At 68.8% G+C, this 22,318-nt stretch carries 20 protein-coding genes and 1 pseudogene; 12 read left to right on the top strand and 9 right to left on the bottom strand.

Going from position 1 to position 22,318, the window contains the following annotated elements; all coding sequences use genetic code 11:
- Nucleotides 1–249 precede the first annotated feature (249 nt).
- The 4 genes from BKY59_RS16485 (at nucleotide 250) to BKY59_RS16470 (ending at nucleotide 4,353) form a co-directional block, all read left to right on the top strand.
- The gene (locus tag BKY59_RS16485) at nucleotides 250–1,107 is read left to right on the top strand and encodes an ABC transporter substrate-binding protein (protein ID WP_076073219.1); all 858 of its coding nucleotides are present in this window, start codon (nucleotides 250–252) and stop codon (nucleotides 1,105–1,107) included.
- A gap of 33 nt (nucleotides 1,108–1,140) precedes the next feature.
- On the top strand, nucleotides 1,141–2,166 hold the full coding sequence (gene galE / locus BKY59_RS16480) for a UDP-glucose 4-epimerase GalE (RefSeq protein ID WP_076073218.1): 1,026 nt from the start codon (nucleotides 1,141–1,143) through the stop codon (nucleotides 2,164–2,166).
- Entirely contained in the window at nucleotides 2,163–2,924 is a 762-nt protein-coding gene (pgeF, locus tag BKY59_RS16475; RefSeq protein WP_076073217.1) for a peptidoglycan editing factor PgeF, read from the top strand. The genes galE and pgeF overlap by 4 nt, the downstream gene beginning before the upstream one ends.
- 91 nt (nucleotides 2,925–3,015) lie before the next feature.
- A complete protein-coding gene (locus tag BKY59_RS16470; protein ID WP_076073216.1) occupies nucleotides 3,016–4,353 on the top strand; it encodes a cystathionine gamma-synthase family protein in 1,338 nt (445 codons plus the stop codon).
- 168 nt (nucleotides 4,354–4,521) lie between these two features.
- Here the strand turns inward: BKY59_RS16470 and BKY59_RS16465 are convergent, their stop codons facing one another.
- A complete protein-coding gene (locus BKY59_RS16465; protein WP_076073215.1) occupies nucleotides 4,522–5,196 on the bottom strand; it encodes an HAD family hydrolase in 675 nt (224 codons plus the stop codon).
- Between the two features lie 160 nt (nucleotides 5,197–5,356).
- Here BKY59_RS16465 and BKY59_RS16460 point away from each other — a divergent pair, with 160 nt between their 5' ends.
- From BKY59_RS16460 to BKY59_RS16445, 4 genes are read left to right on the top strand one after another with little or no spacing between them, the layout of a single operon-like run.
- Complete coding sequence (locus tag BKY59_RS16460; RefSeq protein ID WP_076073214.1) at nucleotides 5,357–6,451, top strand: ABC transporter permease; 1,095 nt, start codon at nucleotides 5,357–5,359, stop codon at nucleotides 6,449–6,451.
- Nucleotides 6,448–7,341, top strand: coding sequence for an ABC transporter ATP-binding protein (locus BKY59_RS16455; RefSeq protein ID WP_076073213.1), 894 nt, complete (start codon nucleotides 6,448–6,450; stop codon nucleotides 7,339–7,341). The genes BKY59_RS16460 and BKY59_RS16455 overlap by 4 nt, the downstream gene beginning before the upstream one ends.
- Nucleotides 7,341–8,312, top strand: coding sequence for an MlaD family protein (locus BKY59_RS16450; RefSeq protein ID WP_076073212.1), 972 nt, complete (start codon nucleotides 7,341–7,343; stop codon nucleotides 8,310–8,312). The genes BKY59_RS16455 and BKY59_RS16450 overlap by 1 nt, the downstream gene beginning before the upstream one ends.
- Before the next feature lies 1 nt (nucleotide 8,313).
- Nucleotides 8,314–8,910 carry an ABC-type transport auxiliary lipoprotein family protein gene (locus tag BKY59_RS16445; protein ID WP_076073211.1) on the top strand — a complete coding sequence of 199 codons (597 nt, stop codon included), beginning with the start codon at nucleotides 8,314–8,316 and terminating at the stop codon, nucleotides 8,908–8,910.
- 303 nt (nucleotides 8,911–9,213) lie between these two features.
- Here the strand turns inward: BKY59_RS16445 and pepN are convergent, their stop codons facing one another.
- Complete coding sequence (gene pepN / locus BKY59_RS16440) at nucleotides 9,214–11,802, bottom strand: aminopeptidase N (protein ID WP_076073210.1); 2,589 nt, start codon at nucleotides 11,800–11,802, stop codon at nucleotides 9,214–9,216.
- A 179-nt stretch (nucleotides 11,803–11,981) separates the two neighbouring features.
- On the opposite strand from pepN, the gene BKY59_RS16435 reads away from it, so the two are divergent.
- The gene (locus BKY59_RS16435; protein WP_076073209.1) at nucleotides 11,982–12,812 is read left to right on the top strand and encodes a Rossmann-fold NAD(P)-binding domain-containing protein; all 831 of its coding nucleotides are present in this window, start codon (nucleotides 11,982–11,984) and stop codon (nucleotides 12,810–12,812) included.
- On the opposite strand, the gene BKY59_RS16430 is transcribed toward BKY59_RS16435, so the two are convergent.
- Both BKY59_RS16430 and BKY59_RS16425 read right to left on the bottom strand, forming a co-directional pair.
- The gene (locus BKY59_RS16430; RefSeq protein WP_076073208.1) at nucleotides 12,737–13,669 is read right to left on the bottom strand and encodes a DMT family transporter; all 933 of its coding nucleotides are present in this window, start codon (nucleotides 13,667–13,669) and stop codon (nucleotides 12,737–12,739) included. The genes BKY59_RS16435 and BKY59_RS16430 overlap by 76 nt on opposite strands.
- 29 nt (nucleotides 13,670–13,698) lie before the next feature.
- Nucleotides 13,699–14,700: a threonine aldolase family protein gene (locus BKY59_RS16425; RefSeq protein WP_076073207.1), complete on the bottom strand. Its 1,002-nt coding sequence runs from the start codon at nucleotides 14,698–14,700 to the stop codon at nucleotides 13,699–13,701.
- A gap of 116 nt (nucleotides 14,701–14,816) precedes the next feature.
- Between BKY59_RS16425 and BKY59_RS16420 the strand changes: the two genes are divergently transcribed.
- Nucleotides 14,817–16,460: a M28 family metallopeptidase gene (locus BKY59_RS16420; RefSeq protein WP_076073206.1), complete on the top strand. Its 1,644-nt coding sequence runs from the start codon at nucleotides 14,817–14,819 to the stop codon at nucleotides 16,458–16,460.
- A gap of 290 nt (nucleotides 16,461–16,750) precedes the next feature.
- Nucleotides 16,751–17,482 (top strand): leucyl/phenylalanyl-tRNA--protein transferase, encoded by a 732-nt coding sequence (aat, locus tag BKY59_RS16415; RefSeq protein WP_076073205.1) that lies wholly within the window; start codon nucleotides 16,751–16,753, stop codon nucleotides 17,480–17,482.
- A gap of 35 nt (nucleotides 17,483–17,517) precedes the next feature.
- On the opposite strand, the pseudogene BKY59_RS18165 reads toward aat, so the two are convergent.
- The 5 genes and pseudogenes from BKY59_RS18165 to BKY59_RS16390 form a co-directional block, all read right to left on the bottom strand.
- Nucleotides 17,518–17,682 (bottom strand): annotated as a pseudogene (locus tag BKY59_RS18165) (DUF2155 domain-containing protein); the annotation flags it as partial.
- Nucleotides 17,683–17,978: 296 nt separating this feature from the next.
- A complete protein-coding gene (gene mlaD, locus BKY59_RS16405; protein ID WP_076073203.1) occupies nucleotides 17,979–18,482 on the bottom strand; it encodes an outer membrane lipid asymmetry maintenance protein MlaD in 504 nt (167 codons plus the stop codon).
- Nucleotides 18,479–18,880, bottom strand: coding sequence for an NADH:ubiquinone oxidoreductase subunit NDUFA12 (locus tag BKY59_RS16400; RefSeq protein WP_076073202.1), 402 nt, complete (start codon nucleotides 18,878–18,880; stop codon nucleotides 18,479–18,481). Before BKY59_RS16400 ends, mlaD begins: the two co-directional genes overlap by 4 nt.
- Before the next feature lie 82 nt (nucleotides 18,881–18,962).
- Complete coding sequence (locus BKY59_RS16395; RefSeq protein WP_240500155.1) at nucleotides 18,963–19,583, bottom strand: cold-shock protein; 621 nt, start codon at nucleotides 19,581–19,583, stop codon at nucleotides 18,963–18,965.
- A gap of 103 nt (nucleotides 19,584–19,686) precedes the next feature.
- Nucleotides 19,687–20,349: a RecX family transcriptional regulator gene (locus BKY59_RS16390; RefSeq protein WP_240500154.1), complete on the bottom strand. Its 663-nt coding sequence runs from the start codon at nucleotides 20,347–20,349 to the stop codon at nucleotides 19,687–19,689.
- Between the two features lie 140 nt (nucleotides 20,350–20,489).
- On the opposite strand from BKY59_RS16390, the gene BKY59_RS16385 reads away from it, so the two are divergent.
- Nucleotides 20,490–22,226 carry a fatty acyl-AMP ligase gene (locus BKY59_RS16385; protein WP_076073200.1) on the top strand — a complete coding sequence of 579 codons (1,737 nt, stop codon included), beginning with the start codon at nucleotides 20,490–20,492 and terminating at the stop codon, nucleotides 22,224–22,226.
- The last annotated feature ends 92 nt before the right edge of the window (nucleotides 22,227–22,318 follow it).

The following is a 22,318-nucleotide window of genomic DNA, read 5'->3' as shown; positions in this document are numbered from 1 at the left end:
CGAGTCCGGGATGACGTGGTTTTGCGGTCCCGGAAGCGATCTTCTGGCAGGTCCAGGTTTCGCATAGGCCCACGCCCCACCCAACCCGAAGCAAAGCCACACAACCCGCCCATCCCGAGCGAAGTCGAGGGACCCGTCGAGCGCAGCCGAGACGGCCGACACCCTGCTTCGCCACGTTGGAAAGATGCAACGACGCCACCCCGCATCCACAGCTTGCGCCGCCGCCCCGCAACGCCCATCGCCACCGGCATGGCCCGCCGTCACCTCCCCCTCGCCGCGCTCGCCGCGCTGCTCCCCCTGTCGGCAACCGCCGCATCGCCTCGCCCGCTGCGGATCGTCTCGCTCAACCTGTGCGCCGACCAGTATCTCGTGGCGCTGGCCGATCGCGGGCAGATCGCGGCGCTCACCCGTTTCGCGCGCGATCCCGCCATGTCCACCGTCGCGGCGCAGGCCGCAACGCTCCCCATCAGCCGCGGCACCGCGGAGGAACTGCTGGCGTTGCGCCCCGATATGGTCGTCACCAGCCCCTGGCGGCGGTCCGAGGTCGCCGCACTGCTCAAGGGTCGCGGTGTCCGCATCGTCGACGTGCCCGACGCGTCCGACTATCCCGGTATCCGCGCCACCATCGCGCAGGTGGCGGCGCTCGTCGGCCACCCCGCGCGCGGTCGCGCGCTCACCGCCCGGATGGATGCCGAACTGCGGGCGCTAGGGCCCCCGCCCGGTCGCGGCAGGACCGCCGCCTATTGGCAGCGCGGCGGCTTCCTGACCGGCGGCGGCACGCTGGTGGACGACATGCTGCGCCGCGCGGGCCTGGTGAACCTTGCCACCCGGCTCGGTCGTCCGGCCCTGTCGCGGCTGTCGGTCGAACGGCTCGTCGCCACCCCGCCCGACTTCCTGTTCGCGGAGGACGGCCCGGTCCGCGACCGGGGAACCGAACTGCTGGTCCATCCCGCCGTCGCCCGCGCCGTGCCGCCCGCCCGCCGGCTGCATGTGCCCGGCGCGCTCGTCACCTGCGCCACCCCCTCCTATCCGCGTGCCATCGCAGCGATCGCGACGCAGGTGCGCGCCGCGACCCCTGCTATTCCCTCCGCACGCGCCACGCCCTAAGACCGCCCCGAACCCGAGCCGCCGGAGCGCCGCATGACCGACCCGACCACCGTAAACGGCACCGTCCTCGTCACCGGCGGCGCCGGTTATATCGGCAGCCACGCGGTGCTGGCGCTGCTCGATGCAGGGCGGAAGGTCGTCGTCCTCGACAATCTCGTCACCGGTTTCGCCGATGCGGTCGATCCGCGCGCCGCCTTCGTGCAAGGCGACGTGTCCGATCCGGATCTCGTCGCCCGCGTCATCGCCGATCACCGGGTCCACGCCATCCTGCACTTCGCCGGCTCCGTGGTCGTGCCGGAATCGGTGTCCGACCCGCTCAAATATTATCGCAACAACACCGCCGCGACGCGCACCCTGATCGAATCCGCGGTCGCCGGCAGGGTACGGCATTTCCTGTTCTCCTCCACCGCCGCCACCTATGGCACGCCCGAGCGGGTGCCGGTTCGGGAGGACGACCCCAAGCGTCCGATCAACCCCTACGGCATGTCGAAACTGATGTCGGAACAGATGCTGGCCGACGTCGCCGCCGCGCACCCGATAACCTATTGCGCGCTCCGTTACTTCAACGTCGCCGGCGCCGATCCGCAGGGTCGCGCCGGGCAATCCACCGCCGGCGCCACCCACCTCATCAAGATCGCGTCCGAAGCCGCGCTTGGCAAGCGCCCCGCAGTCGCGGTGTTCGGCACGGACTTCGACACGGCGGACGGCACCGGCGTGCGCGACTATATCCACGTCACCGACCTGGCCGACGCGCATCTCCACGCGCTGGAGGCGCTGGAGGCCTCGCCCGGCGAGAACCTGACGCTCAATTGCGGCTATGGCCGCGGCTTCTCGGTGCTGGAGGTGCTGGACGCGGTCGACCGCGTCGCCGGCGTCACGCTCACCCGCACCATGGAACCGCGCCGCGCGGGCGACCCGGCCGCGCTGATCGCGGACAACAGCGCCATCCTCGCACGGCTTCCGTGGCGACCCCGCCATGACGATCTCGACCTGATCGTCGGCCACGCGCTCGCGTGGGAAGGCACCGTCCGCCAGGGTCGCGAAGCCGACGGACGATGAGCATCGACGTCGTCCGATCCGCCGCGCTGGACGGCATCCGCCACGGCTTCCTGGGCCGCAGCGGGGGCGTATCGACCGGTATCCTTGCCGGCCTGAACGTTGGCCTCGGGTCGGGGGACGATCCCGCCGCCATCGCGGAAAACCGCCGCCGCGCGGTCGCCGCGGTCGCCCCCGACACGCGGCTCGTGACGCTCTACCAAGTCCATTCCGCCGATGCGGTCACCGTCACCGCCGCCTGCCCGGACGACGCCCGGCCGCAGGCGGATGCGCTCGTCACCGACCGGCCCGGCCTGCTGCTCGGTATCCTGACCGCCGATTGCGTCCCCGTCCTGTTCGCGGATCCGGCAGCCGGCATCGTGGGGGCGGCCCATGCCGGCTGGAAGGGCGCGCTCGGCGGCGTCACCGATGCGACGCTGGCCGCCATGGAGGCGCTCGGCGCGGACCGCACCCGCATCGTCGCCGCGATCGGCCCCTGCATCGCGCGCGCCTCCTACGAGGTCGACGCCGCCTTCCGCCTCCGGTTCGAACAGGCCGACCCGGAAAATGAACGCTTCTTCCGCGAAGGCCGCCGCGACGCGCATCATCAGTTCGACATCGAAGCCTACGTCACCCACCGCCTCGCCACCGCCGGCGTGACCCGTATCGACGCCCTCGGCCTCGATACCTACGCTCTCGCCAACCGCTTCTACAGCTACCGCCGCGCCACCCACCGCGCGGAGCCGGGCTACGGCCGGCAGATCAGCCTGATTGCTGCGTAGACCTTACTAAGCCCCTCCCCTTCAGGGGAGGGGCTAATAACCCCGACCGAAACACCCCACCTCCCGGTCACAGCGTAGCGAAGGAATTCCCATGTCCGACGACACCGTCCCGACCGAAACCCCGACCGAAGCCGACCTGACCGGTGCCACCCCGCGCCGCCGCCCGCGCTCGCAACCGCTCGACATCGACGGCCGCCGCCTGCACCCCGAAACGCTGATGATGGGCCATGGCTACGACCCCATGCTGTCCGAAGGCGCGCTGAAACCGCCGATCTTCCTGACCTCCACTTTCGTCTTCGAATCGGCCGCGGCCGGCAAACGCCATTTCGAAGGCGTGACGGGCAAGCGTCCCGGCGGCGCGGAGGGGCTGGTCTATTCCCGGTTCAACGGCCCCAACCAGGAAATCCTCGAGGACCGGCTCGGCATCTGGGAAGATGCGGAGGACGCGCTCACCTTCTCCTCCGGCATGTCCGCCATCGCCACCGTCCTGCTCGCCCATTGCCGGCCGGGTGACACGATCGTCCACTCGGCCCCGCTCTATGCGGCCACCGAAACGCTGATCGGCAAGATCCTCGGCCGGTTCGGCGTCAACTGGCTCGATTTCCCGGCCGGTGCGACCCGCGCGGAAATCGATGCCGTCATGGAACGCGCGCACGCCGCCGGCCGCGTCGCGATGGTCTATCTCGAAAGTCCCGCCAACCCCACCAATGCACTGGTCGATATCGAAGCGGTCGTGGCATCGCGCAACGAAATCTTCGCCGACCTGCCCGACAAGCCGCCGGTCGTCATCGACAACACCTTTCTCGGCCCGCTCTGGCAGAAACCGCTCCGTCACGGCGCGGATCTCGTCCTCTATTCGCTCACCAAATATGCCGGCGGGCACAGCGATCTCGTCGCCGGCGGCGCGGTCGGGTCGAAGGCGCAGATCGACGTCATCCGGTCGATGCGCAACACGATCGGCACGATCACCGATCCACACACCGCCTGGATGCTGCTCCGCTCGCTCGAAACGCTTGAACTGCGCATGAGCCGCGCGGGGGAGAATGCGGCAAAGGTCTGCGCCTTCCTGCGCGATCATGCGAAGGTCGAACATGTCGGTTATCTCGGCTTCCTCGATCCCGCCAGCCGGCAGGGCGATATCTACCGCCGCCACTGCATGGGCGGCGGCTCCACCTTCTCGCTGTTCCTGAAAGGCGGCGAGGCGGAGAGTTTCCGCTTCCTCGACGCGCTCCGCATCGCCAAGCTCGCGGTCAGCCTGGGCGGCACTGAAACGCTCGCCAGCCACCCGGCCGGCATGACGCATCTGTCCGTTCCCGACGCCCGCAAGCAGGCGCTCGGCATCACCGACAACCTCGTCCGCATCTCGATCGGCGTCGAAAACGCCGACGACCTCATCGCCGACTGCGACCGGGCGTTGCGGGCGGTGTGATTCCACCCCGAAACTTTATGACCGTCATTCCAGCGGACGCTGGAATCCATTATCACTACGCCGGGTCCAGCCATGACCGTAATGATAGTGGATCCCAGCGTCCGCTGGGATGACGACGAGAACGGGCGGCGCGACCAAACTCCCCCCGGTGGGGGGAGGGCTCAGTCGTCACACGCCCCAGTCCAGCAACGGCCACCCCTTCTGCCCCGCCATCACCCGCAATTTCGCACTCGCATTCACCGCGAACGGCGCATCGGCCCAGTCCAGCACGCACCCGTCCGACACATGGTCCGAATAGAACCGCACCCGCACGTCGCCCCGCGCCAGCTGCTGCGTGCCCAGCCATGCCTCGATCATGCGCAGCTTGGCGGGGCCGTAGCAATTCTCGCCGTCCACCTTCGGCAGGATGCGGTCGTCCAGCCCGTGCATCGTGCCCGTCGCGATGACATCGTCGAACCCCAGCCGTTCGGCGATCGCCGAGACGTACAGCCGGTACGACGCGGTCGCGAGCACCAGCCGCCGCCCCGCCGCGCGGTCCTCTGCGATCTGCCGCAGCGCGCCCGGGTGGATGTTGGTCCGCATCACCGCATCCGCGAACGACGCCGTCACCGGGGCCAGCTTCGCCGGTGACACCCCGCCGCCCAGCAACAGGCGCTGGTTCACTTCCTTCAACCGTTTCCGGTCGATGATCCCCGCCACATAGGTCAGCATCGCCAGCGGTACGAACGGCACCAGCAGCAACCGCCACGGCGCCAGCCGCAGCGCCGCATGGATCAGGAACGGCGTGTAGGTGCCGGTCCGCGTGATCGTCCGGTCCATGTCGTAGATCGCAAGTTCGGTCATGTGGCGGACGTAACGCAATCCGGATGGCAGGCAAGGGCTCCGGTCGCCACACCGCGCACCGCTGCGGGTGCGCTGTCCGCACGGCAACCAACGTCCGCTATCGTACGTATCAGCATCGCATGCTTGCCCCTTTCGCCTTTAGCCGTCATCGTCTCCTTTCATGAGCGGCGCAGACTTCACCAACGACAACGGCGTCCTGCGCTTTCGCGGAGTCCTGACGCTCGCCCGGCTGGGTGACGTGGCCGACCGGGTCGCCGCGATCGACGGCCGCCCGACCGCGATCGACCTGTCCGGCCTCGAACGGATCGATACCGTCGGCGCCTGGATCGTCCACCGGCTGGTGCGCGACAACGACATTCCGGTCGAAGGCGCCGATGCCAACACCGCCCGCCTGCTGGAACAGGTCGCCGCCGCGGATCAGCCAGTCAAGGTCCGACCCGACAAGACCCCGTCGTTCGTCCGCGTCCTGAAACAGATTGGCGACGCGGTCTGCACCGCCGGCCATACGCTGATCGGGCTTACCGGCTTCTTCGGCGCCACGCTGATCGCCGCCTGGGGCGTGATCCGCCATCCGCGGCGCTTCCGCTACAATGCGGTCGCCCGCCAGTTCGAGGTCGTGGGCGTCGAGGCGCTGGCGATCGTCGGCCTCATGAGCTTCCTCATCGGCGTCGTCATCGCGCAACAGGGCGCGATCCAGCTTCGCCAGTTCGGGGCGGAGGTGTTCGCCATCAACCTGATCGGCCGCATCACCTTCCGCGAACTGGGCGTGCTGATGACGGCCATCATGGTCGCGGGTCGGTCCGGCTCCGCCTTCGCCGCCCAGATCGGCTCGATGCGGCTGGCGGAGGAGGTCGACGCCATGCGCACCATCGGCGTCTCGCCCATGGAGGCACTGGTCCTCCCCCGTGTGCTCGCCACCGTCCTCCTCATGCCGCTGCTCGGCTTCTATGCCTCGTTGCTGGCGCTGCTTGGCGGCGGGCTTTTCACCTGGATCTCGCTCGACATCCCGCCGATCACCTTCATCACCCGCATCCGCGAGGTCGTGCCGCTGACCGACGTGCTGACCGGCCTCATCAAGGCGCCGGTGTTCGGCCTCATCATCGCGATGGCCGGCTGTTTCCAGGGCATGCAGGTCGAAGGCAGCGCGGAGGCGGTCGGCCTGCGCACGACGTCCGCCGTCGTCCAGTCGATTTTCCTGGTCATCATCATCAACGCCGTGTTCGCGGTGTTCTTCGCATCGATCGGCTGGGTATGACCGCGATCCTCGCCAAGCCAGCCGTGCCCGCATCCGTCGCCCCGCACGACGACGACATGGTCATCTGCGTCCGGGGCCTGCGCAACCAGTTCGGCGAACAGGTCGTCCACGAACATCTCGATCTGGATGTCCGGCGCGGCGAGATCCTCGGCGTCGTCGGCGGCTCCGGCACGGGCAAGTCCGTGCTGCTCCGCTCGATCATCGGCCTCCAGACGCCCAGCGCGGGCGAGGTCACGGTCTTCGGCGAACAGATGCTGGGGCGGGAGGAGACCGAGGCGCGCAACGTCCGCCGCCGCTGGGGCGTGCTGTTCCAGAACGGCGCGCTGTTCTCCACGCTGACCGTCGCGGAAAACGTCCAGGTTCCCCTGCGCGAATATTATCGCCGGCTCGATGCGACCCTCTTGGACGAGATCGCCGGCTACAAGATCGCCATGTCCGGCCTCGGCCCCGAAGCCGGGCCGAAATATCCGTCCGAACTGTCCGGCGGCATGCGGAAGCGCGCCGCCCTTGCCCGCGCGCTCTCGCTCGATCCCGAACTGCTGTTCCTGGACGAACCGACCGCCGGGCTCGATCCGATCGGCGCGGCCGCGTTCGACTCGCTCATCAAGAGCCTGAAGGACATTCTGGGGCTCACCGTCTTCCTCATCACGCACGATCTCGACACGCTCTACGCCATCTGCGACCGGGTGGCGGTGATCGCGGACCGCAAGGTCGTCGCCGTAGGCACCATCCCGGAACTGCTGGCGCTCGACCAGCCGTGGATCCAGGAATATTTCAACGGCCCGCGCGGACGCACCGCCGCCAAGGGGGCCGAGACATTGCACGAAGAAGCCGAGGAACGGGCATCCCGCGCCGCTCCGCCGGCCGTGCAGGCGGACGCGAGGGGCTGATGGAAAACCGATCAAACCATGTTCTGGTCGGGGGCGTCGTGCTGGCGCTGCTGGTCATCACGCTGGGCTTCCTGGTCTGGATGGCGGGCTTCTCCGGCCCCAACGACCAGAAATTCGACATCTTCTTCCGGTCCTCCGTCGACGGGCTGGCCAAGGGCTCGGTCGTCGCCTTCTCGGGCGTGCCGGTCGGCAATGTCGAGGATATCGCCATCATGCCCGCCTCGCCCGAATTTGTCCGCGTGCGGATCAAGGTGAAGGAGGGCGTACCGGTCCTGCGCGGCACCACCGCCACCATCGCCGGCGTCGGCTTCACCGGGGTCAGCCAGATCAATCTGGACGGCGCGGTAAAGGGCGCACCGCCGATCGCGTGCGACCCGAACCTGGAATCCGATCCGAAATGTCCGGACGGCTATCCTGTCATCCCGACCAAGCCCGGTGCGCTGGGCCAGTTGCTCAATTCCGCCCCCGTTCTGCTCGAACGCGTCACCACGCTGACCGACCGGCTGGGGCAGTTGCTCAACCCGAACAACCAGAATTCGATCGGGCGTATCCTCGCCAACATGGACCGGCTGTCCGGCTCGCTGGCCGATCGCGGTCCCGAAATTGCGCAGACGCTGGTCGAAACGCGCATCGCGGTCCGCCAGGCGGGCGACGCCGCCGAACAGATCGGCCGGCTTGCGGCATCGGCGGACGGCGTGATGCAGCGCGACGTCGGCCCTGCCATGGCGAACTTCAACAAGGCGGCCGCCAACGCGAACCGCACGCTGGCGCAGATCGACGCGACGATGGCCGAGGCCCGCCCCGGCATCAAGACGCTGACCAACGACACCATCCCCAACGCCAACCAGCTCGTTCGCGATCTGTCGCAAATGGCCGAATCGCTGACGTCGGTCGCCAACAAGCTCGACCGCGGCGGCGCGGGCGCCCTGATCGGCGGCGGCAAGCTGCCCGACTACAAGCCGAGGAACTGATATGCGCCTGTCCCTCTCCCCCGCCTTGCTCGGCACCGCCCTGATCGGCCTCGCTCTCACCGGGTGCAGCTTCGGTCCCAAAGTGCCGGCCTCGCTGCTCGCGTTGCCGTCCACCGCACAGGTCCAGCCCGGCACCGCGCGCAGCGCCAGCGACGGTCAGGCGATCCTGATCGGCGTGCCCGGCGTACCGGCCGAACTCGGCGCGCTTCGCATCCCGGTCCGCACCACGCCGACCGAGATCGCCTATGTGAAGGATGCGCAGTGGACCGATGCGCCCGCGCGGCTGTTCCGCAACCTGCTGGCCGAAACGGTCACCGCGCGCACCGGCCGCGTCGTGCTCGAACCGCGCGGCGCCAACGTGACGCCCGGCCTGCGACTGGGCGGCCGGCTGCAATCCTTCGGGCTCGATGCCGCCACCCGCATGGCGGTCGTCACCTACGACGCCTCGCTTGCCCGCGGCAAGACCGACACCGTTGCGACCCGCCGGTTCGAGGCCCGCGTACCCGTCACTACCGAGGACGGCCCCACCATCGCCTCCGCCCTGACGCAGGCCGCCAACCAGGTCGCGACCGAAGTCGCCACCTGGATCGGCGGGTGACGGTTCTTCAGCCCTCCCCCCACCGGGGGGAGGGTTGGGAGAAGGGGAGCGACGCCGCCGTCGGCCACGACGGTGCCGGCAAATCCTTTCCGATCACCTTATCCATCATCCCGGCGAAGGCTGGGATCTCCCTTCGGTCGACCACCAACTAAAGGCGCAACGAGCGTCCAGCCCGCGTCGGGATGACAACATCCACGACTCAAGCGGAACACCACCAGTGCCATCCCACGCCACCATCCGGACGAAAACCGGGGTCTCCCTCGGCTCAGGCATCACCCCAAGCCAGAACAAGACCCCGCCCCCTCAACCCAAGCTCTTCGAAACCTGCTCGAACACATCCTTCGACAGGCCCGGCGTCGCCAGCACGCGCTCCAGTTCGGCACGCATCATCCCGCTCCGCACCGGCTCGAACCGCGACCAGCGGCCGAGCGGCGGGACCAGCTTTGCCGCAGTCTGCGGGTTCAGCCGGTCCATCGTCACCACCATGTCGCCCAGGAAGCGGTATCCGCGCCCTGACGCGTCGTGGAACGCCCGCTGATTGATCGCGAACGCCCCGACCAGCGACCGCAGCCGGTTCGGGTTGGTCAGCACGAAATCCGGATGCGTCGCCAGCCGTTCGACCACGTCGATCGTATCGTCGCGCGGGGCCAGCGCCTGCGTCTGGAACCATTTGTCCAGCACCAGCCCATTGTCGGCATAGCGCGCATGGAACGCCGCGAACGCTGCATCGCGTTGTGCGGACGCGGTCATCGCCAGCGCGCTCAGCCCGGTCTGGCGGTCGGTCATGTTGTCCGCTGCCGCGAAATGCGCCGCCGCCAGCGCGGGGCCGTCCTCCACCCCACTCGCCACGATATAGCCCAGCGCCACGCCGCGCAGCCGCCGCATCCCCTTGCCCGCCGATGTGTAGGCATGGCCCGCCGCCGCCATGCCCGCATGCGTGCCGCGCCAGTCCGCGATCAGCGTCTCGCCCAGCGCGCGGCGCAACCGGTCCCACGCGCGCGTCACCGCCTGCGGATCGACCACCAGCATCTGGTCGCCCAGATACGCCTCGGACGGCAGCGTCACCGCCTCCGCCACGAACGCCGGCTCCAGCCCCGGGTCGGCCAGCGTCGCCTTCACCGCCGCGATCACCGCCGCATGGTCGGCCGTGCCCGTCGCGACGTCCTCGACCAGCGTATCGACCATCAGCTGCTGCATCGCCTCGTACCGCGCGAACGGATCGTCGTCATGCGCGGACAGGAACGCCAGTTCGGCCGCCGACCGATCGCTCTCGATCGTCACCGGTGCGGAGAAGCCGCGGTTGATCGACAGCATCGGCCGCTCCCCGATCCCTTCGAACAGGATCTCCTGATGCGCCCCGTCGAAGATCACCGTCTGTTCGGGCAACAGCTTGGTGCCGGACAGTTCGCCGAACAGTGCGATGCGCAGCGGCATCGGCATGGCCTGCTTGTGCGGTTGACCCGGCGTCGCAGGCACCGCCTGCTGCAACCGCAGCCGCGCGCGGCCACCCGGCGCGTCATGGTCCAGCGCGGCGTGAACCCGCGGTGTCCCCGCCTGGCTGTACCACAGCCGGAAACGGCTCAGGTCGCGGCCCGACGCGTCCTCCATCGCGACGATGAAATCCTCGCACGTCGCGGCGGTCCCGTCATGCCGGTCGAAATACAGGTCGGATCCGGCCCGGAACGCCGCTTCGCCCAGCATCGTGTGCAACATGCGGATCACTTCCGCACCCTTGTTGTAGATCGTCGCGGTATAGAAATTGCTGATTTCGATATAGCTGTTCGGCCGGATGGGGTGGGCCAGCGGCCCGCCGTCCTCCGGGAACTGCGCCGCGCGCAGCACGCGGACATCCTCGATCCGCTTGACCGCCGCCGAACCCTGGTCCGCGCTATATTGCTGGTCGCGAAAGACGGTGAACCCCTCCTTCAGCGACAGCTGGAACCAGTCGCGACACGTGACCCGGTTGCCCGACCAGTTGTGGAAATATTCATGCGCCACCACAGTCGCGATCGCGTCATAGTCCAGGTCGGTCGCCGTATCGGGGTCGGCCAATATGTAGCGCGAATTGAAGATGTTGAGGCCTTTGTTCTCCATCGCGCCGAAGTTGAAGTCGCTCACCGCGACGATGTTGAACACGCCCAGATCATATTCGCGGCCATAGGCGCGCTCGTCCCACGCCATCGCGGTCTTCAGCGCGTGCATCGCATGGTCCGTCCGCGCCAGATCGCCCGCGCGCACCCAGATGCCCAGTTCCACGATCTTGCCCGACCCTGTGACGAAGCTGTCGCGATTAACCGCCAGGTCGCCGGCCACCAGCGCGAACAGGTAGCTGGGCTTCGGGAACGGATCGCGCCATTCGGCATAATGCCGCCCGTCCGGCAACGTCCCCGAACCGACATGGTCGCCGTTTGACAGCAGCACCGGATACCGCGCCCGGTCCGCCGTCATCCGCACCGAATAGCGCGCCAGCACGTCGGGCCGGTCGGGGAAGAACATGATCCGGCGGAACCCCTCCGCCTCGCACTGCGTGCACAGTAACCCGTCGGACGCATATAGGCCCATCAGCTGCGTATTCGCCTCCGGCGCGATCGTGACGCTGATCTCCACGACATGCGCGTCGCCGACAAGGTCGATGACGAGCTGCCCGCCCTCCATCGCCCATTCGGCCGGCGTACCGTCCACCGTCACCGTCTCGGCAACCAGCGCGTCGCCATCCAGCCGCAACGGCCCTGCACCCTGCCGCACCACCGACAGCCGCCCCGTCACCTGCGTCCGCACCGGGTCCAGATCGAAATCGAGCGCGATGTCCGGCACCGTCCAGCTGGGCGGCACATAATCGGCCCGGTGAATGGCGACCGGCGGAGCGGCGAGCGGCTGGGTGCGAATATCCATGGCGACGAAACTAGGCCGGAGCCAAAGGGTTCACAAGGCAACACCATCTTCCCCCTCCCCCCACCGGGGGGAGGGCCGGGTTGGGGGGCTTGGCTTGGGGTAAGGTAGCCACAAGCCACTCTCTCCCACCCAACCCTCCCCCCGATGGGAGAGGGCGTACACGCAACGAAAGCTGTCTCATGTCCCGCCTCCTGATCTTCGGCCTCGGCTACACCGCCACCCGCCTTGCCGACCGGCTGAGCCATGAAGGCTGGCACATCGCGGCCACCCGCCGCACCGCCACGGCGAACACGATCGCGTTCGACGACGAACCTGTGGTCCGCGCCGAAATCGCCGCCGCCACGCACATCCTGTCCTCCGTCCCGCCGACGGACGGACGGGACCCGGTGCTCGACCGCTACGGCCCCGCCCTCCTCCGCACGCGCTGGCTCGGCTATCTGTCCTCGACCGGCGTCTATGGCGACGCGGCCGGCGCATGGGTGGACGAAACCGCCCCGGTCGGCACCGGCCGCCGCAACGCGCGCGCGGCCGCCGATCTGGCGTGGCAGACCCTGCCGGGCGCACAGATCTTCCGCCTGCCCGGCATTTACGGCCCCGGCCGTTCCGCGCTGGACCGCGTCCGCGAAGGCCGCGCGCACCGCATCGACCTGCCCGATCAGGTCTTCAGCCGCGTCCATGTCGACGACATCGTCGCCGGCGTCCTGGCAGGCATGGACGGCCCGCCCGGCGTCTACAATCTCGCAGACGACCAGCCGTCCAGCCAGAATGCAGTGATCGAGGCGGCCTGCGACCTGCTCGGGGTTCCCTGGCCGGTGCTGCAATCGCTGGACGCGGCCAATCTCTCCCCCATGGCGCGCGGCTTCTATGCGGAAAACCGCCGCGTCGCGAACGGCAAGGCGAAACGCGTCCTCGGCTGGCGCCCCGCCTTTCCCAACTACCGCGCCGGGTTGCGCGCCCTCAACGCCACGACCAGCCCCGCCATCGCCAGCGCAGAACCCACGCCGGCCTGAACCGACCAGCGATATCCTTCGAACAGCGTCGACAGGGTCATCGCGATCACCGGCACCAGCACGCTGGAATAGGCCGCCCGCGCCGGCCCGATCGCGCGGATCACCCGGTAATAGAGCGGAAACGCCAGCGCCGACCCCGCCAGCCCCAGATAGGCGATCCCCGCGCCATAGCCCCAGCGCCACTCCATCACCGGCGCACCCACCGTGGCCCAGGCATAGCCGCCGTCCACGATCGTCCCGAACAGCATCGCCCATGCGATCAGCGGGATCACCGCCACCCGCCGCGCCGCCGGCGTCGCCTGCACCACATTGGCGATCGACGCGGTCAGCACCGCGGCCAGCGTCAGCGCAATCCCGCCCGCCACCGCCGCCATGTCGGCACCCCCGCCCGCGCCCGGCCCGCGGCGCAGTTCATGGTCGAACAGCATCGCCACGCCCACCATCGCCACCGCCGATCCGGCCAGGAACGGCCGTGAAAGGCTCTGCCCCAGCATCACGCGCCCCAGCACTGCGTTCGGCACCACCAGCAACCCGAACACCACCGCCACCAGCCCGGACGTCACCGACGCCTCGGCGCGGTACACCAGGTTGAAATTCGCAAAGAACTGGCAGAACCCGACCACCGCCGCGATGGCCAGTCCCGCCCCGCCTATGCGCAGCGGCGCGCGCGTCGCCACCGCGACGCCGAACATCGCGACCGTCGCCACGATGAACCGGTAGGTGACCGACCAGCTGGCCGGCACCACGCCGATCTGGTCGCGGATCACCAGCCACGTCGATCCCCAGATCAGCGTTACCAGCAGGAACGGCACCGCCACGCGCCCGACGGTCGCCTGCGGCAACGGCGGCGCGCTCATGCCCCGATCATCCGGCGGTCATGCACCAGTCACAGCGCCGCGATCGCCGCGGCCAGTGCCGCGATCTCCGCCTCCGGCTGGTTCCACGACACCACCATCCGCACCTCGCCCGCCGCCCAGTCGTAAAAGTCGAAGCCCTGTGCCCGCAACGTCGCGGCCTCCGCCGGCGTCGCGCGCAGGAACAGTTCGTTCGCCTGCACGGCATGCAGCGCGCGCGCACCCGCCGCCGCACCCAGCGCTGCGGCGCCCGCATTGGCCGCGCGCGCCGTATCCAGCCAGCGGTCTTCGGCGACCAGCGCCAGGATCTGCGCCGCCGCGAACCGCCCCTTCGACAACAGATGCCCTGCCCGCTTCCGTCGGCGCAGCGTATCGGCGGCCAGCCCGCGATCGAAGAAGACCAGCGCCTCCGCCGCCATCCCGCCATTCTTGACGAAGCCGAAACTCAATATGTCGACGCCGGCCCGCCAAGTCATGTCCGCGGGGGAACAGCCGGCATGCGCCATCGCATTGCCGAACCGCGCGCCGTCCATATGGAACCCCCAGCCGCGCTCCTTCGCCAATGCGCCCAGCGCCGCGACCTCGTCCGGCGCGTAGACCAGCCCATATTCGGTCGCGTTGGTGATCGACAGAGCGTGCGGCTGCACCCGGTGGACGTCGTCAGCGATCGCATCGGCCGCCGCCGCGACGCCCGCCGGATCCAGCTTCGCCCCCACGCCGTCGACAAGCATCAGCTTGGCGCCATGCGTGTAGAACTCCGGCGCGCCGCCCTCGTCATTCTGGATATGCGCGTCGCGGTGGCACAGCACGCCGCCGTGCGGCGGCACCAGCGCCGCGAGCGCCAGTGCGTTGGCGGCCGTGCCCGTCGCCACCCACATCGCCGTCACGTCGGTCTCGAACAGCGCGGAAAACGCGCCGTCCATCGCTTTGGACAACGCATCGCCGTCATAGGCGGTATCGACCGCATTGGCGGCCATGATGGCATCGAGCACGGCCGGATGAACCGGGGCGGCATTGTCTGAGAAGAAGCGCATGGCCGGCGTCTAGCCGCCCCGCCCGCCGCTATAAAGCGGGAAAGCCTTCGCCCGCCCCGGTTGCGTTCCCTGCCCCGCCGTTGCACCTTCCCCCAAACGCCATACGAAAGTCACCCATGCACCGTCCCCTCCTCGCCACGCTTCTCGCCGCCACCGCCGGCATCGCCGCGGCACAGACCTTCGACCCCGCCCGCATCACCGCCGACGTCAAGACACTGTCGAGCGACTCCTATGAAGGCCGCGGCCCCGCCACCCTCGGCGAAACCAAGACCGTCGCCTACATCGTCAAACAGATGCAGGCCGGCGGCCTCCAGCCCGGCGGCACCGCCGCCCCCGACGGCAAGCGCGGCTGGACGCAGGACGTGCCGCTCCTCCGTTCGCAGATCACCGGCTCCCCCACGCTGTCGATGGCGATCGCCGGCACGCCCACGCCGCTGACCCAAGGCGACCAGATCGCCGTCCGCGCCGCGCTGACGGGGCAGAAGTCCGTATCGATCGCCGACGCCCCGCTTGTCTTCGTCGGTTACGGCGTCACCGCGCCGGAACGGAAGTGGGACGACTTCAAGGGGCAGGACCTGAAGGGCAAGATCGCCGTCGTCCTCGTCAACGACCCCGATTTCGAAACCGGCGACGGCGATTTCGGCGGCAAGGCGATGACCTATTATGGTCGCTGGACCTACAAATATGAGGAAGCCGCCCGCCGCGGGGCCGCGGGCATCCTGATCGTCCACGAAACCGCGCCCGCCTCCTATGGCTGGGCCACCGTCAAGAACAGCAACACCAATACGATGTTCGACATCGTCCGGCAGAACCCCGCTGCCAGCCACACGCCGCTGGAAGGCTGGATACAGCGCGACCTCGCCGTCACGCTGTTCAAGGCGTCCGGCCTCGATTTCGATGCGGAGAAGGCCAAGGCCCGCACCCGCGACTTCCGCGCCGTGCCGCTGAAGGCCACGCTCGCCGCCAACTATGCGGTCGATGCACAGGTCATCACGTCGAAGAACGTCCTCGGCCGCCTGCCCGGCACCACCCGGGCCGACGAAACCGTCATCTACTCCGCGCACTGGGACCATCTCGGCGTCGGCGCGCCCGATGCGAAGGGCGACCGCATCTATAACGGCGCGGTCGACAACGCGACCGGCATCGCCGCGCTGCTCGAACTCGGCCGCACCTTCGCAAAGGCCCCGCGCACCGCACGCTCGCTCGTCTTCCTCGCGGTCACGGCGGAGGAGAAGGGTCTGCTCGGCTCCGAATATTACGCCGCCAACCCAGTCTACCCGCTCGGCAAGACCGTCGGCGTTCTCAACATGGATTCGATGGCGGTCGCCGGTCCGGCGCGCGACTTCGGGATTTCGGGCAGCGCGAAGCTTGGCCTGCTCGACATGCTGACCGCCGAAGGCGCCAAGCGCAACCGCACCTTCTCGCCCGAACCGCATCCGGAGGCCGGCGGCTTCTACCGCTCCGATCACTTCCCAATGGCCAAGCGCGGCGTCCCCGCCGTCTCGTTCGACGGCGGCAGCGATCTGGTCACCGGCGGCGCCGCGGCGGGCGAGGCGTTCGCGCAGGCCTATACCAGGGATCGCTACCACCAACCCGCCGACGAATGGAGCGCGAGCTGGAACCTGTCCGGCATGACCGCCGACCTCGGCCTGCTCTACGCCGTTGGCCGCGACCTCGCCACTGGCACCGTCTGGCCCAACTGGAGCGCCGACAGCGAGTTCAAGGCCGAACGCGACAAGACCGCCAGCGCCCGCAAGTAGTCGCGATCAGCGCCGGAGGAGGCAAGACAGAAAGCCCGACCACCCCGTCGTCCCGGCGAAAGCCGGGATCTCCACCTTGCTTGCGCTGACATCCACCTAAAACAAGACCCCGGCCTCCGCCGGGGTGACGGATTTGGCTCGGGGACGTACCGTCAAGGACCGCTGCACCCACAGCCAATCCGACAGCTCGTCCCTCAAAGCCCCCCGATCACCCGCCCGTGCCCGGACAAATCACCTCATTCCGCCCCTAGCCCTTCCCAACCCGCCCGCTGACCGCCATTCTGGACAGCATGACTGCGCTCGATCCGGACCTGCTGCTGCGCGCCTATGCGATCGGGGTGTTTCCGATGGCGGACAGCCGCGATGCGCGCGACATCTATTGGGTCGAACCGCGCAAGCGGGGGGTCCTGCCGCTCGACGGGTTCCGCCTGTCGCGGTCGCTGGCCAAGACGCTGCGTTCGGACCGTTTCACGGTCACCGCCGATACCGCCTTCGCCGATGTCGTGGCGCAGTGCGCGCAAAGCACGGACGACCGGCCCGATACCTGGATCAACCCGCAGATCGAGCGCGCCTATGCCGCGCTCCACGCGCGTGGCCATGCCCATTCGGTGGAGACCTGGGTCGACGGTGCGCTGGTCGGCGGGCTTTACGGCGTGACGCTGGGCGGCGCGTTCTTCGGCGAAAGCATGTTCAGCCGGCGGCGCGATGCGTCCAAGGTCGCCCTCGCCCACCTCGTCGCGCGACTACGCGTCGGCGGTTACCGGTTGCTCGACTGCCAGTTCATCACCGATCATCTGGCATCGCTCGGCGCGATCGAGATTGCGCGCGCGGCCTATGTCTCGTTGCTGGACGGGGCGCTGGGCGTCGGTTCGACGGGCGGGCGCGTGGTCGGGGACTTCCGCGCGCTGGACCGTCTCGCTGACCCGGCCAACGATGCCGCCGCCGCGTCGGACCCGGCCGCGACCGTTTCCGGCCCGGTATCGGGAAACCGCATCGTGCAGCTTTTGGGCCAGACGTCGTAGATCGGGTGCTGCACCGCGTTCAGCGACGGCGACTCCTTGTAGAGCCAGCCGGAAAACACCCGCCGCCATTTCGCATCGCGGCCCAGCACGTCGGTCTGCACGAACGCGCCGGTCATATGCTCGGCTTCCCACGGCGCGGTTTCCTCGCACGCGCGCAACCGCACGACCAGATCGCCGAGCCGCACCGCCTGGCCGGGCATCAGCGACAGGTCGCGCGACAGGCCGTTGCGCTTGTTCAGCACGCCCAGCACCCCAACCCGTTGTGCCATCGGCGTCGCGACCTTCGACGGCGGCTCGACAGTCGCCGTGGCGCCGGCCCTGGCGGCCTGCCGTTGCCGGGACGGCGAAAGTGGCGGCGTCGCGGATCCTGCTTCGGGCGATGCCCGCGGTGCCGCGGTTTGCGGCGGCGCCGCTTCCCGCCCCTGCAACGCCGATACACCGGTCCACGCGGCCAGACCCAGCCCGGCGGCGATCACGGCCCCGGCCGCGATGGTCTTCACGGCGTCGGCGTTGCCGCCGCGTCGGCCGGCGCGTCGGCTGCGGGGGCGGCCGGGCGGTTGATGAACGAACCGATCAGACCCATCAGGTCGACCGATCCCTGCGTGTCGAGGATGACGCTGCCGTCCTTCAGCATTTCGGTCGATCCGCCCGGCTGCAACGCGATGAACGTACCGCCCAGCAGCCCTTCGGACGTGATTGCCGCGCTGCTGTCGGACGGCAGCTTCACCGTCGGGTCCAGCGCCAGCGTGATCGACACCTGATAGCTGGCGGCATCAAGCTTCTGCCCGGTCACGCTGCCGATCTTTAGGCCCGCGACGCGCACGTCGGTGCCCACCGTCACGCCGCTGGCGTTGGGGAACATCGCGCTGACGTGGATCGCATCTGCCGCCCCGCCGCCTCCGGTCCGGCCCCACGCGAACAGCGCGAACCAGATCGCAACCACCAATACTGCAAAACCGACCAGCGCCTCGACGCCGTTTTCCCGCACGACCGTCTTCATGCCTGATCCGGGCTCCAGGCCTCATAATCGCCGGTCGCCGCGGCCCGTCTGCCGCCTGCGTCCAGCGACCCGGCCGGGCGATAGGCGTCGCGTGTTCCGGTCAGGTTGGGCAAGGGCGCCTTTTCCCACACGCGGGCGGCCGGCAATCCCTTTTCCGGGACCTCCTCGATCGTGTTGTGCAACCAGCCATGCCATTCCGGCGGCACCCGGCTGGCGTCGTTCGCGCCGTTGTAGATCACCCAGCGACGCAACAGCCCGCGCGAATCCGGCTTCTTCGCCTGGAAATACACGTTGCCGAGCATGTCCTGCCCCACTTCGCCACCGAACCGCCGCGTGTGCCGCCGCGTTCCGATCGTCGCGCCGTTCCACCAGGTGAAGATGCTGCCAAGGACTGTCATGTCTGGCGGCTTAGCCGCGATGCCCGCGCCCTGCAATGGCGCAGAGCCTGCCCGACCGACCCCCCCCCCGGATCGGGTGCGCCTACTCGGCCAGTACCACCGCCACCGGCCCCTTCGGCCCCGTCGCGATCCGGGCCCGCAGCCGCTGGTCCGGCATCAGCTGGTCGAAACCCGCGCGCCGCACGACTTCCATATGCAGGAACACGTCGCTCATGTCCCCGTCGCGCAGGACGAAGCCATAGCCTTTGAGCCGGTTGAACCACTTGATCGTCACCGGTTCGAACGGGCTGGCCTCCGCCTCCAGATGGGTCGGGTCGGTCCGCATCCGCTGGCGCTGCGCGATCATGTCCGCGTCGGGACCGGTGGCGCAGCTCATGTCGATCGTCAGCACGCGCCGCGCCTGCAGGCCGCGTTCGCGGCGTGACGCGATGCACGCAACCCGCGTCCCTTCGGGCAGGGTGCGGCGGCCATGGTCGCGCAACACCGAAAAATGCAGCAGCACGTCGCCCGCCCCGTCGTCGCCCACCATGAAACCGAACCCGCGCGTCATGTCGAACCATTTCACGACGCCGGATATCGCCGATTCGTCCGCGGCCATGTCGGCCAGATCCAGCGCGCCGGCGATATCGCCCGGCGCAAGCATATCGGCCGGCATGCCTGCCCCGGCCGCGCCCTCGGCCGGCATCATGGTGTCGCCCCCCATCGCTTGCACGCCCCGTTTACCCGCGACGGACAGCCCCCGGCCCGCAGCTGTACCGAACGCACCATGAAAGCCGCGCGGATGCAAGCGTCCCGCGGCGCACGACCTAAATCTCGGGCACTTCGCCGGGCGCGCAATCGATCATCCGGCGCGCCAGGCCATAATCATGCCCCGCCCGCATCATCGCCGCCAGCGCTTTGCGTCGTACGTCCGGGTCGGTCGGCCCGGTGGCGAACGGACCGATTCGCTTGCGCCGCGCGAACGCCAGCGCGGCGGCATGGTCGCGGCTCGTGCGCCCCTCCTCCTCGCGATCATGGTCGTCACGGTCGTCATGATCGTCACGAAAACCGACGCCAAAACTGCCACCGCCAGCGCCACCGTCCTGGTCCGCCGCCGCCAGCGCGGCGTCGCGGTCCTCGTCGCCCACGCCTGCTGCCCGCAACGCATCGACCTGCCGCCGCCGCCCATACCCCCGTCGGCCCAGCGCCGCGCTGCGCATCTCGGCAAATACCCGATCGTCGACATAGCCCAGCTCTGCCATCTGCGCGACGATCGCGTCGACCGGCCGCGGCGCACCCGGCGCGCCGTCCATCCCGGTCCCCGCCTCCGCCCAGCCGCGCTCGTCCAGCTTGCGGTTCAGATAGGCGGCCAGCTTCGCGCGGGTCGTCGCATACCGCCCCAGATAGTGCAGTGCGAGTCGCTCCAGGGCTTCGCGGTCCAGCGGCGGGCGGACCCTGTCCGGGTTGCGGTTTGATGAATGTCGTGCCACGCGCCATGTTTGTGCCACAGTCGGGTCGGAATTTGAACGTGCCCGACGACTTTATGCAAATTGGAACCGACCGCGCCAGACGGTGTGCGCGGCGGTGACGGGGACGGGAGCTGGACTGAGTGCTCGACAAGGTTGCGGACATGGCGAAGGACGCGCGCGACGCTACGCCCAGCGACGGTGGCCGGGTGCGCCGGTTCGCGGATTTCGCAACCCTCGGCGATGCGCTCGACTATGCGGCGGCCGGCACCTGCGGGCTGAACTTCCACGATCCGCGCGGGCAACTGACACGCGCCTATCCCTATGCCGAACTGCGCGCCGATGCGCAGGATGTCGCCCGCCGGCTGATCGCGGCCGGCGTCGCGCCGGGCGACCGCATCGCGATGCTCGCCGAAACCGGTCCGGATTTCGCGGCATTGTTCTTCGGCACGGTGATCGCCGGCGCATGGCCGGTCCCGCTTCCCCTTCCCACCTCCTTCGGCGGGCGTGACAGCTACATTGATCAGCTTGCGGTCCAGCTCGGTAGTTCCGATCCGCGCATGCTGTTCTACCCCGCCGAACTGGCGACGATGGCTGCCGCAGCCGCCGATCGCTGCGGCGTCGAAGGCCTGTCGTGGGAAGCGTTCGCCACGCGCGATGCGCCGTCGGACATCATCTTCCCGGTGGCCGACCCTGCCGACATCGCCTATCTGCAATATAGCAGCGGATCGACCCGCTTCCCGCACGGCGTCGCCGTCACGCACGAAGCGCTGCTCAGCAACCTGGCCGCCCATTCGATCGGCATGGAGGTGCGCACCGGCGACCGCTGCGTGTCGTGGCTGCCCTGGTATCACGACATGGGTCTGGTCGGCTGCCTGCTGTCGCCGGTCGCCAACCAGGTTTCTGCCGACTATCTGAAGACCGAGGATTTCGCCCGCCGCCCGCTGGCGTGGCTCGACCTCATCAGCCGCAACCCCGGTACGACGCTCAGCTATTCGCCCACCTTCGGCTACGACATCTGCGCACGCCGCATGTCCAGCCAGACGCGCGCGTCGGACCGGTTCGATCTGTCGCGCTGGCGCGTGGCGGGCAACGGCGCCGACATGATCCGCCCGGACGTGATGCAGAGCTTCGTCGATGCGTTCGCCGATGCCGGGTTCCAGGCCTCCGCCTTCCTGCCGTCCTACGGGCTGGCGGAGGCGACGCTGGCCGTGTCGATCATGCCGCCGGGCGAAGGCATCGTGGTCGAACTGGTCGAGGAAACCGAGCTGTCCGGGGGCGACGCCGCGTGCGACCGGCCGCAACGCTACCGTGCGATCGTCAATTGCGGCCGCCCGGCACGCGGAATGGAGATCCAGATCCGCGAAGAGGACGGCGCATCGTTGCCCGACCGCGCGATCGGCAAGGTCTGGTGTCGCGGCGCATCGGTCATGCACAGCTATTTCCGCGATCCCGAGGCCACGTCCGCCTGTCTGGTCGATGGCTGGCTCGACACCGGCGACATGGGCTACCTGTCGGACGGCTACGTCTACATCGTGGGCCGGGCCAAGGACATGATCATCATCAACGGCAAGAATCACTGGCCGCAGGATATCGAATGGGCGGTGGAACAGCTGCCGGGCTTCAAGGCCGGCGACATCGCCGCCTTTGCCATCACGACGCCGGGTGGCGAGGAGACGCCGGCCGTGCTGGTCCAGTGCCGCACGTCCGACAACAGCGAACGTGCCCGCCTGCGCGAGGAGATCCGCGACCGCGTCCGCGCCATCACCGGCATGAACTGCGTCATCGAACTCGTTCCGCCCAAGACCCTGCCACGCACCAGTTCGGGAAAGCTCAGCCGCGCGAAGGCCCGCAACCTGTATCTGTCGGGCGAGATCCAGCCCTATGCGGTCGCCGCCTGACCGGATCGGACCGCGCGGCGGCATTTCGTTTCTGTCGGGAAGCGTTCGAAAACTTTGGATTTTCACTTACCGATCATAAACGAACAGCCGCC

Origin of the sequence: Sphingomonas montana, assembly GCF_001956315.1 — a bacterium.
GTDB classification, from domain to species: domain Bacteria; phylum Pseudomonadota; class Alphaproteobacteria; order Sphingomonadales; family Sphingomonadaceae; genus Sphingomonas_R; species Sphingomonas_R montana.
The sequence above is the reverse complement of the archived record's forward strand: the minus strand, read 5'-3'. Positions and strand labels throughout refer to the sequence as shown.

Bases quoted from the DNA above. Each gene is read 5' to 3' on its own strand.
- BKY59_RS16485 (WP_076073219.1), top strand. From the start codon at position 250: ATGGCCCGCCGTCACCTCCCCCTCGCCGCGCTCGCCGCGCTGCTCCCC.
- galE (WP_076073218.1), top strand. From the start codon at position 1,141: ATGACCGACCCGACCACCGTAAACGGCACCGTCCTCGTCACCGGCGGC.
- pgeF (WP_076073217.1), top strand. From the start codon at position 2,163: ATGAGCATCGACGTCGTCCGATCCGCCGCGCTGGACGGCATCCGCCAC.
- BKY59_RS16470 (WP_076073216.1), top strand. From the start codon at position 3,016: ATGTCCGACGACACCGTCCCGACCGAAACCCCGACCGAAGCCGACCTG.
- BKY59_RS16465 (WP_076073215.1), bottom strand. From the start codon at position 5,196: ATGACCGAACTTGCGATCTACGACATGGACCGGACGATCACGCGGACC.
- BKY59_RS16460 (WP_076073214.1), top strand. From the start codon at position 5,357: ATGAGCGGCGCAGACTTCACCAACGACAACGGCGTCCTGCGCTTTCGC.
- BKY59_RS16455 (WP_076073213.1), top strand. From the start codon at position 6,448: ATGACCGCGATCCTCGCCAAGCCAGCCGTGCCCGCATCCGTCGCCCCG.
- BKY59_RS16450 (WP_076073212.1), top strand. From the start codon at position 7,341: ATGGAAAACCGATCAAACCATGTTCTGGTCGGGGGCGTCGTGCTGGCG.
- BKY59_RS16445 (WP_076073211.1), top strand. From the start codon at position 8,314: ATGCGCCTGTCCCTCTCCCCCGCCTTGCTCGGCACCGCCCTGATCGGC.
- pepN (WP_076073210.1), bottom strand. From the start codon at position 11,802: ATGGATATTCGCACCCAGCCGCTCGCCGCTCCGCCGGTCGCCATTCAC.
- BKY59_RS16435 (WP_076073209.1), top strand. From the start codon at position 11,982: ATGTCCCGCCTCCTGATCTTCGGCCTCGGCTACACCGCCACCCGCCTT.
- BKY59_RS16430 (WP_076073208.1), bottom strand. From the start codon at position 13,669: ATGAGCGCGCCGCCGTTGCCGCAGGCGACCGTCGGGCGCGTGGCGGTG.
- BKY59_RS16425 (WP_076073207.1), bottom strand. From the start codon at position 14,700: ATGCGCTTCTTCTCAGACAATGCCGCCCCGGTTCATCCGGCCGTGCTC.
- BKY59_RS16420 (WP_076073206.1), top strand. From the start codon at position 14,817: ATGCACCGTCCCCTCCTCGCCACGCTTCTCGCCGCCACCGCCGGCATC.
- aat (WP_076073205.1), top strand. From the start codon at position 16,751: ATGACTGCGCTCGATCCGGACCTGCTGCTGCGCGCCTATGCGATCGGG.
- mlaD (WP_076073203.1), bottom strand. From the start codon at position 18,482: ATGAAGACGGTCGTGCGGGAAAACGGCGTCGAGGCGCTGGTCGGTTTT.
- BKY59_RS16400 (WP_076073202.1), bottom strand. From the start codon at position 18,880: ATGACAGTCCTTGGCAGCATCTTCACCTGGTGGAACGGCGCGACGATC.
- BKY59_RS16395 (WP_240500155.1), bottom strand. From the start codon at position 19,583: ATGGGGGGCGACACCATGATGCCGGCCGAGGGCGCGGCCGGGGCAGGC.
- BKY59_RS16385 (WP_076073200.1), top strand. From the start codon at position 20,490: ATGGCGAAGGACGCGCGCGACGCTACGCCCAGCGACGGTGGCCGGGTG.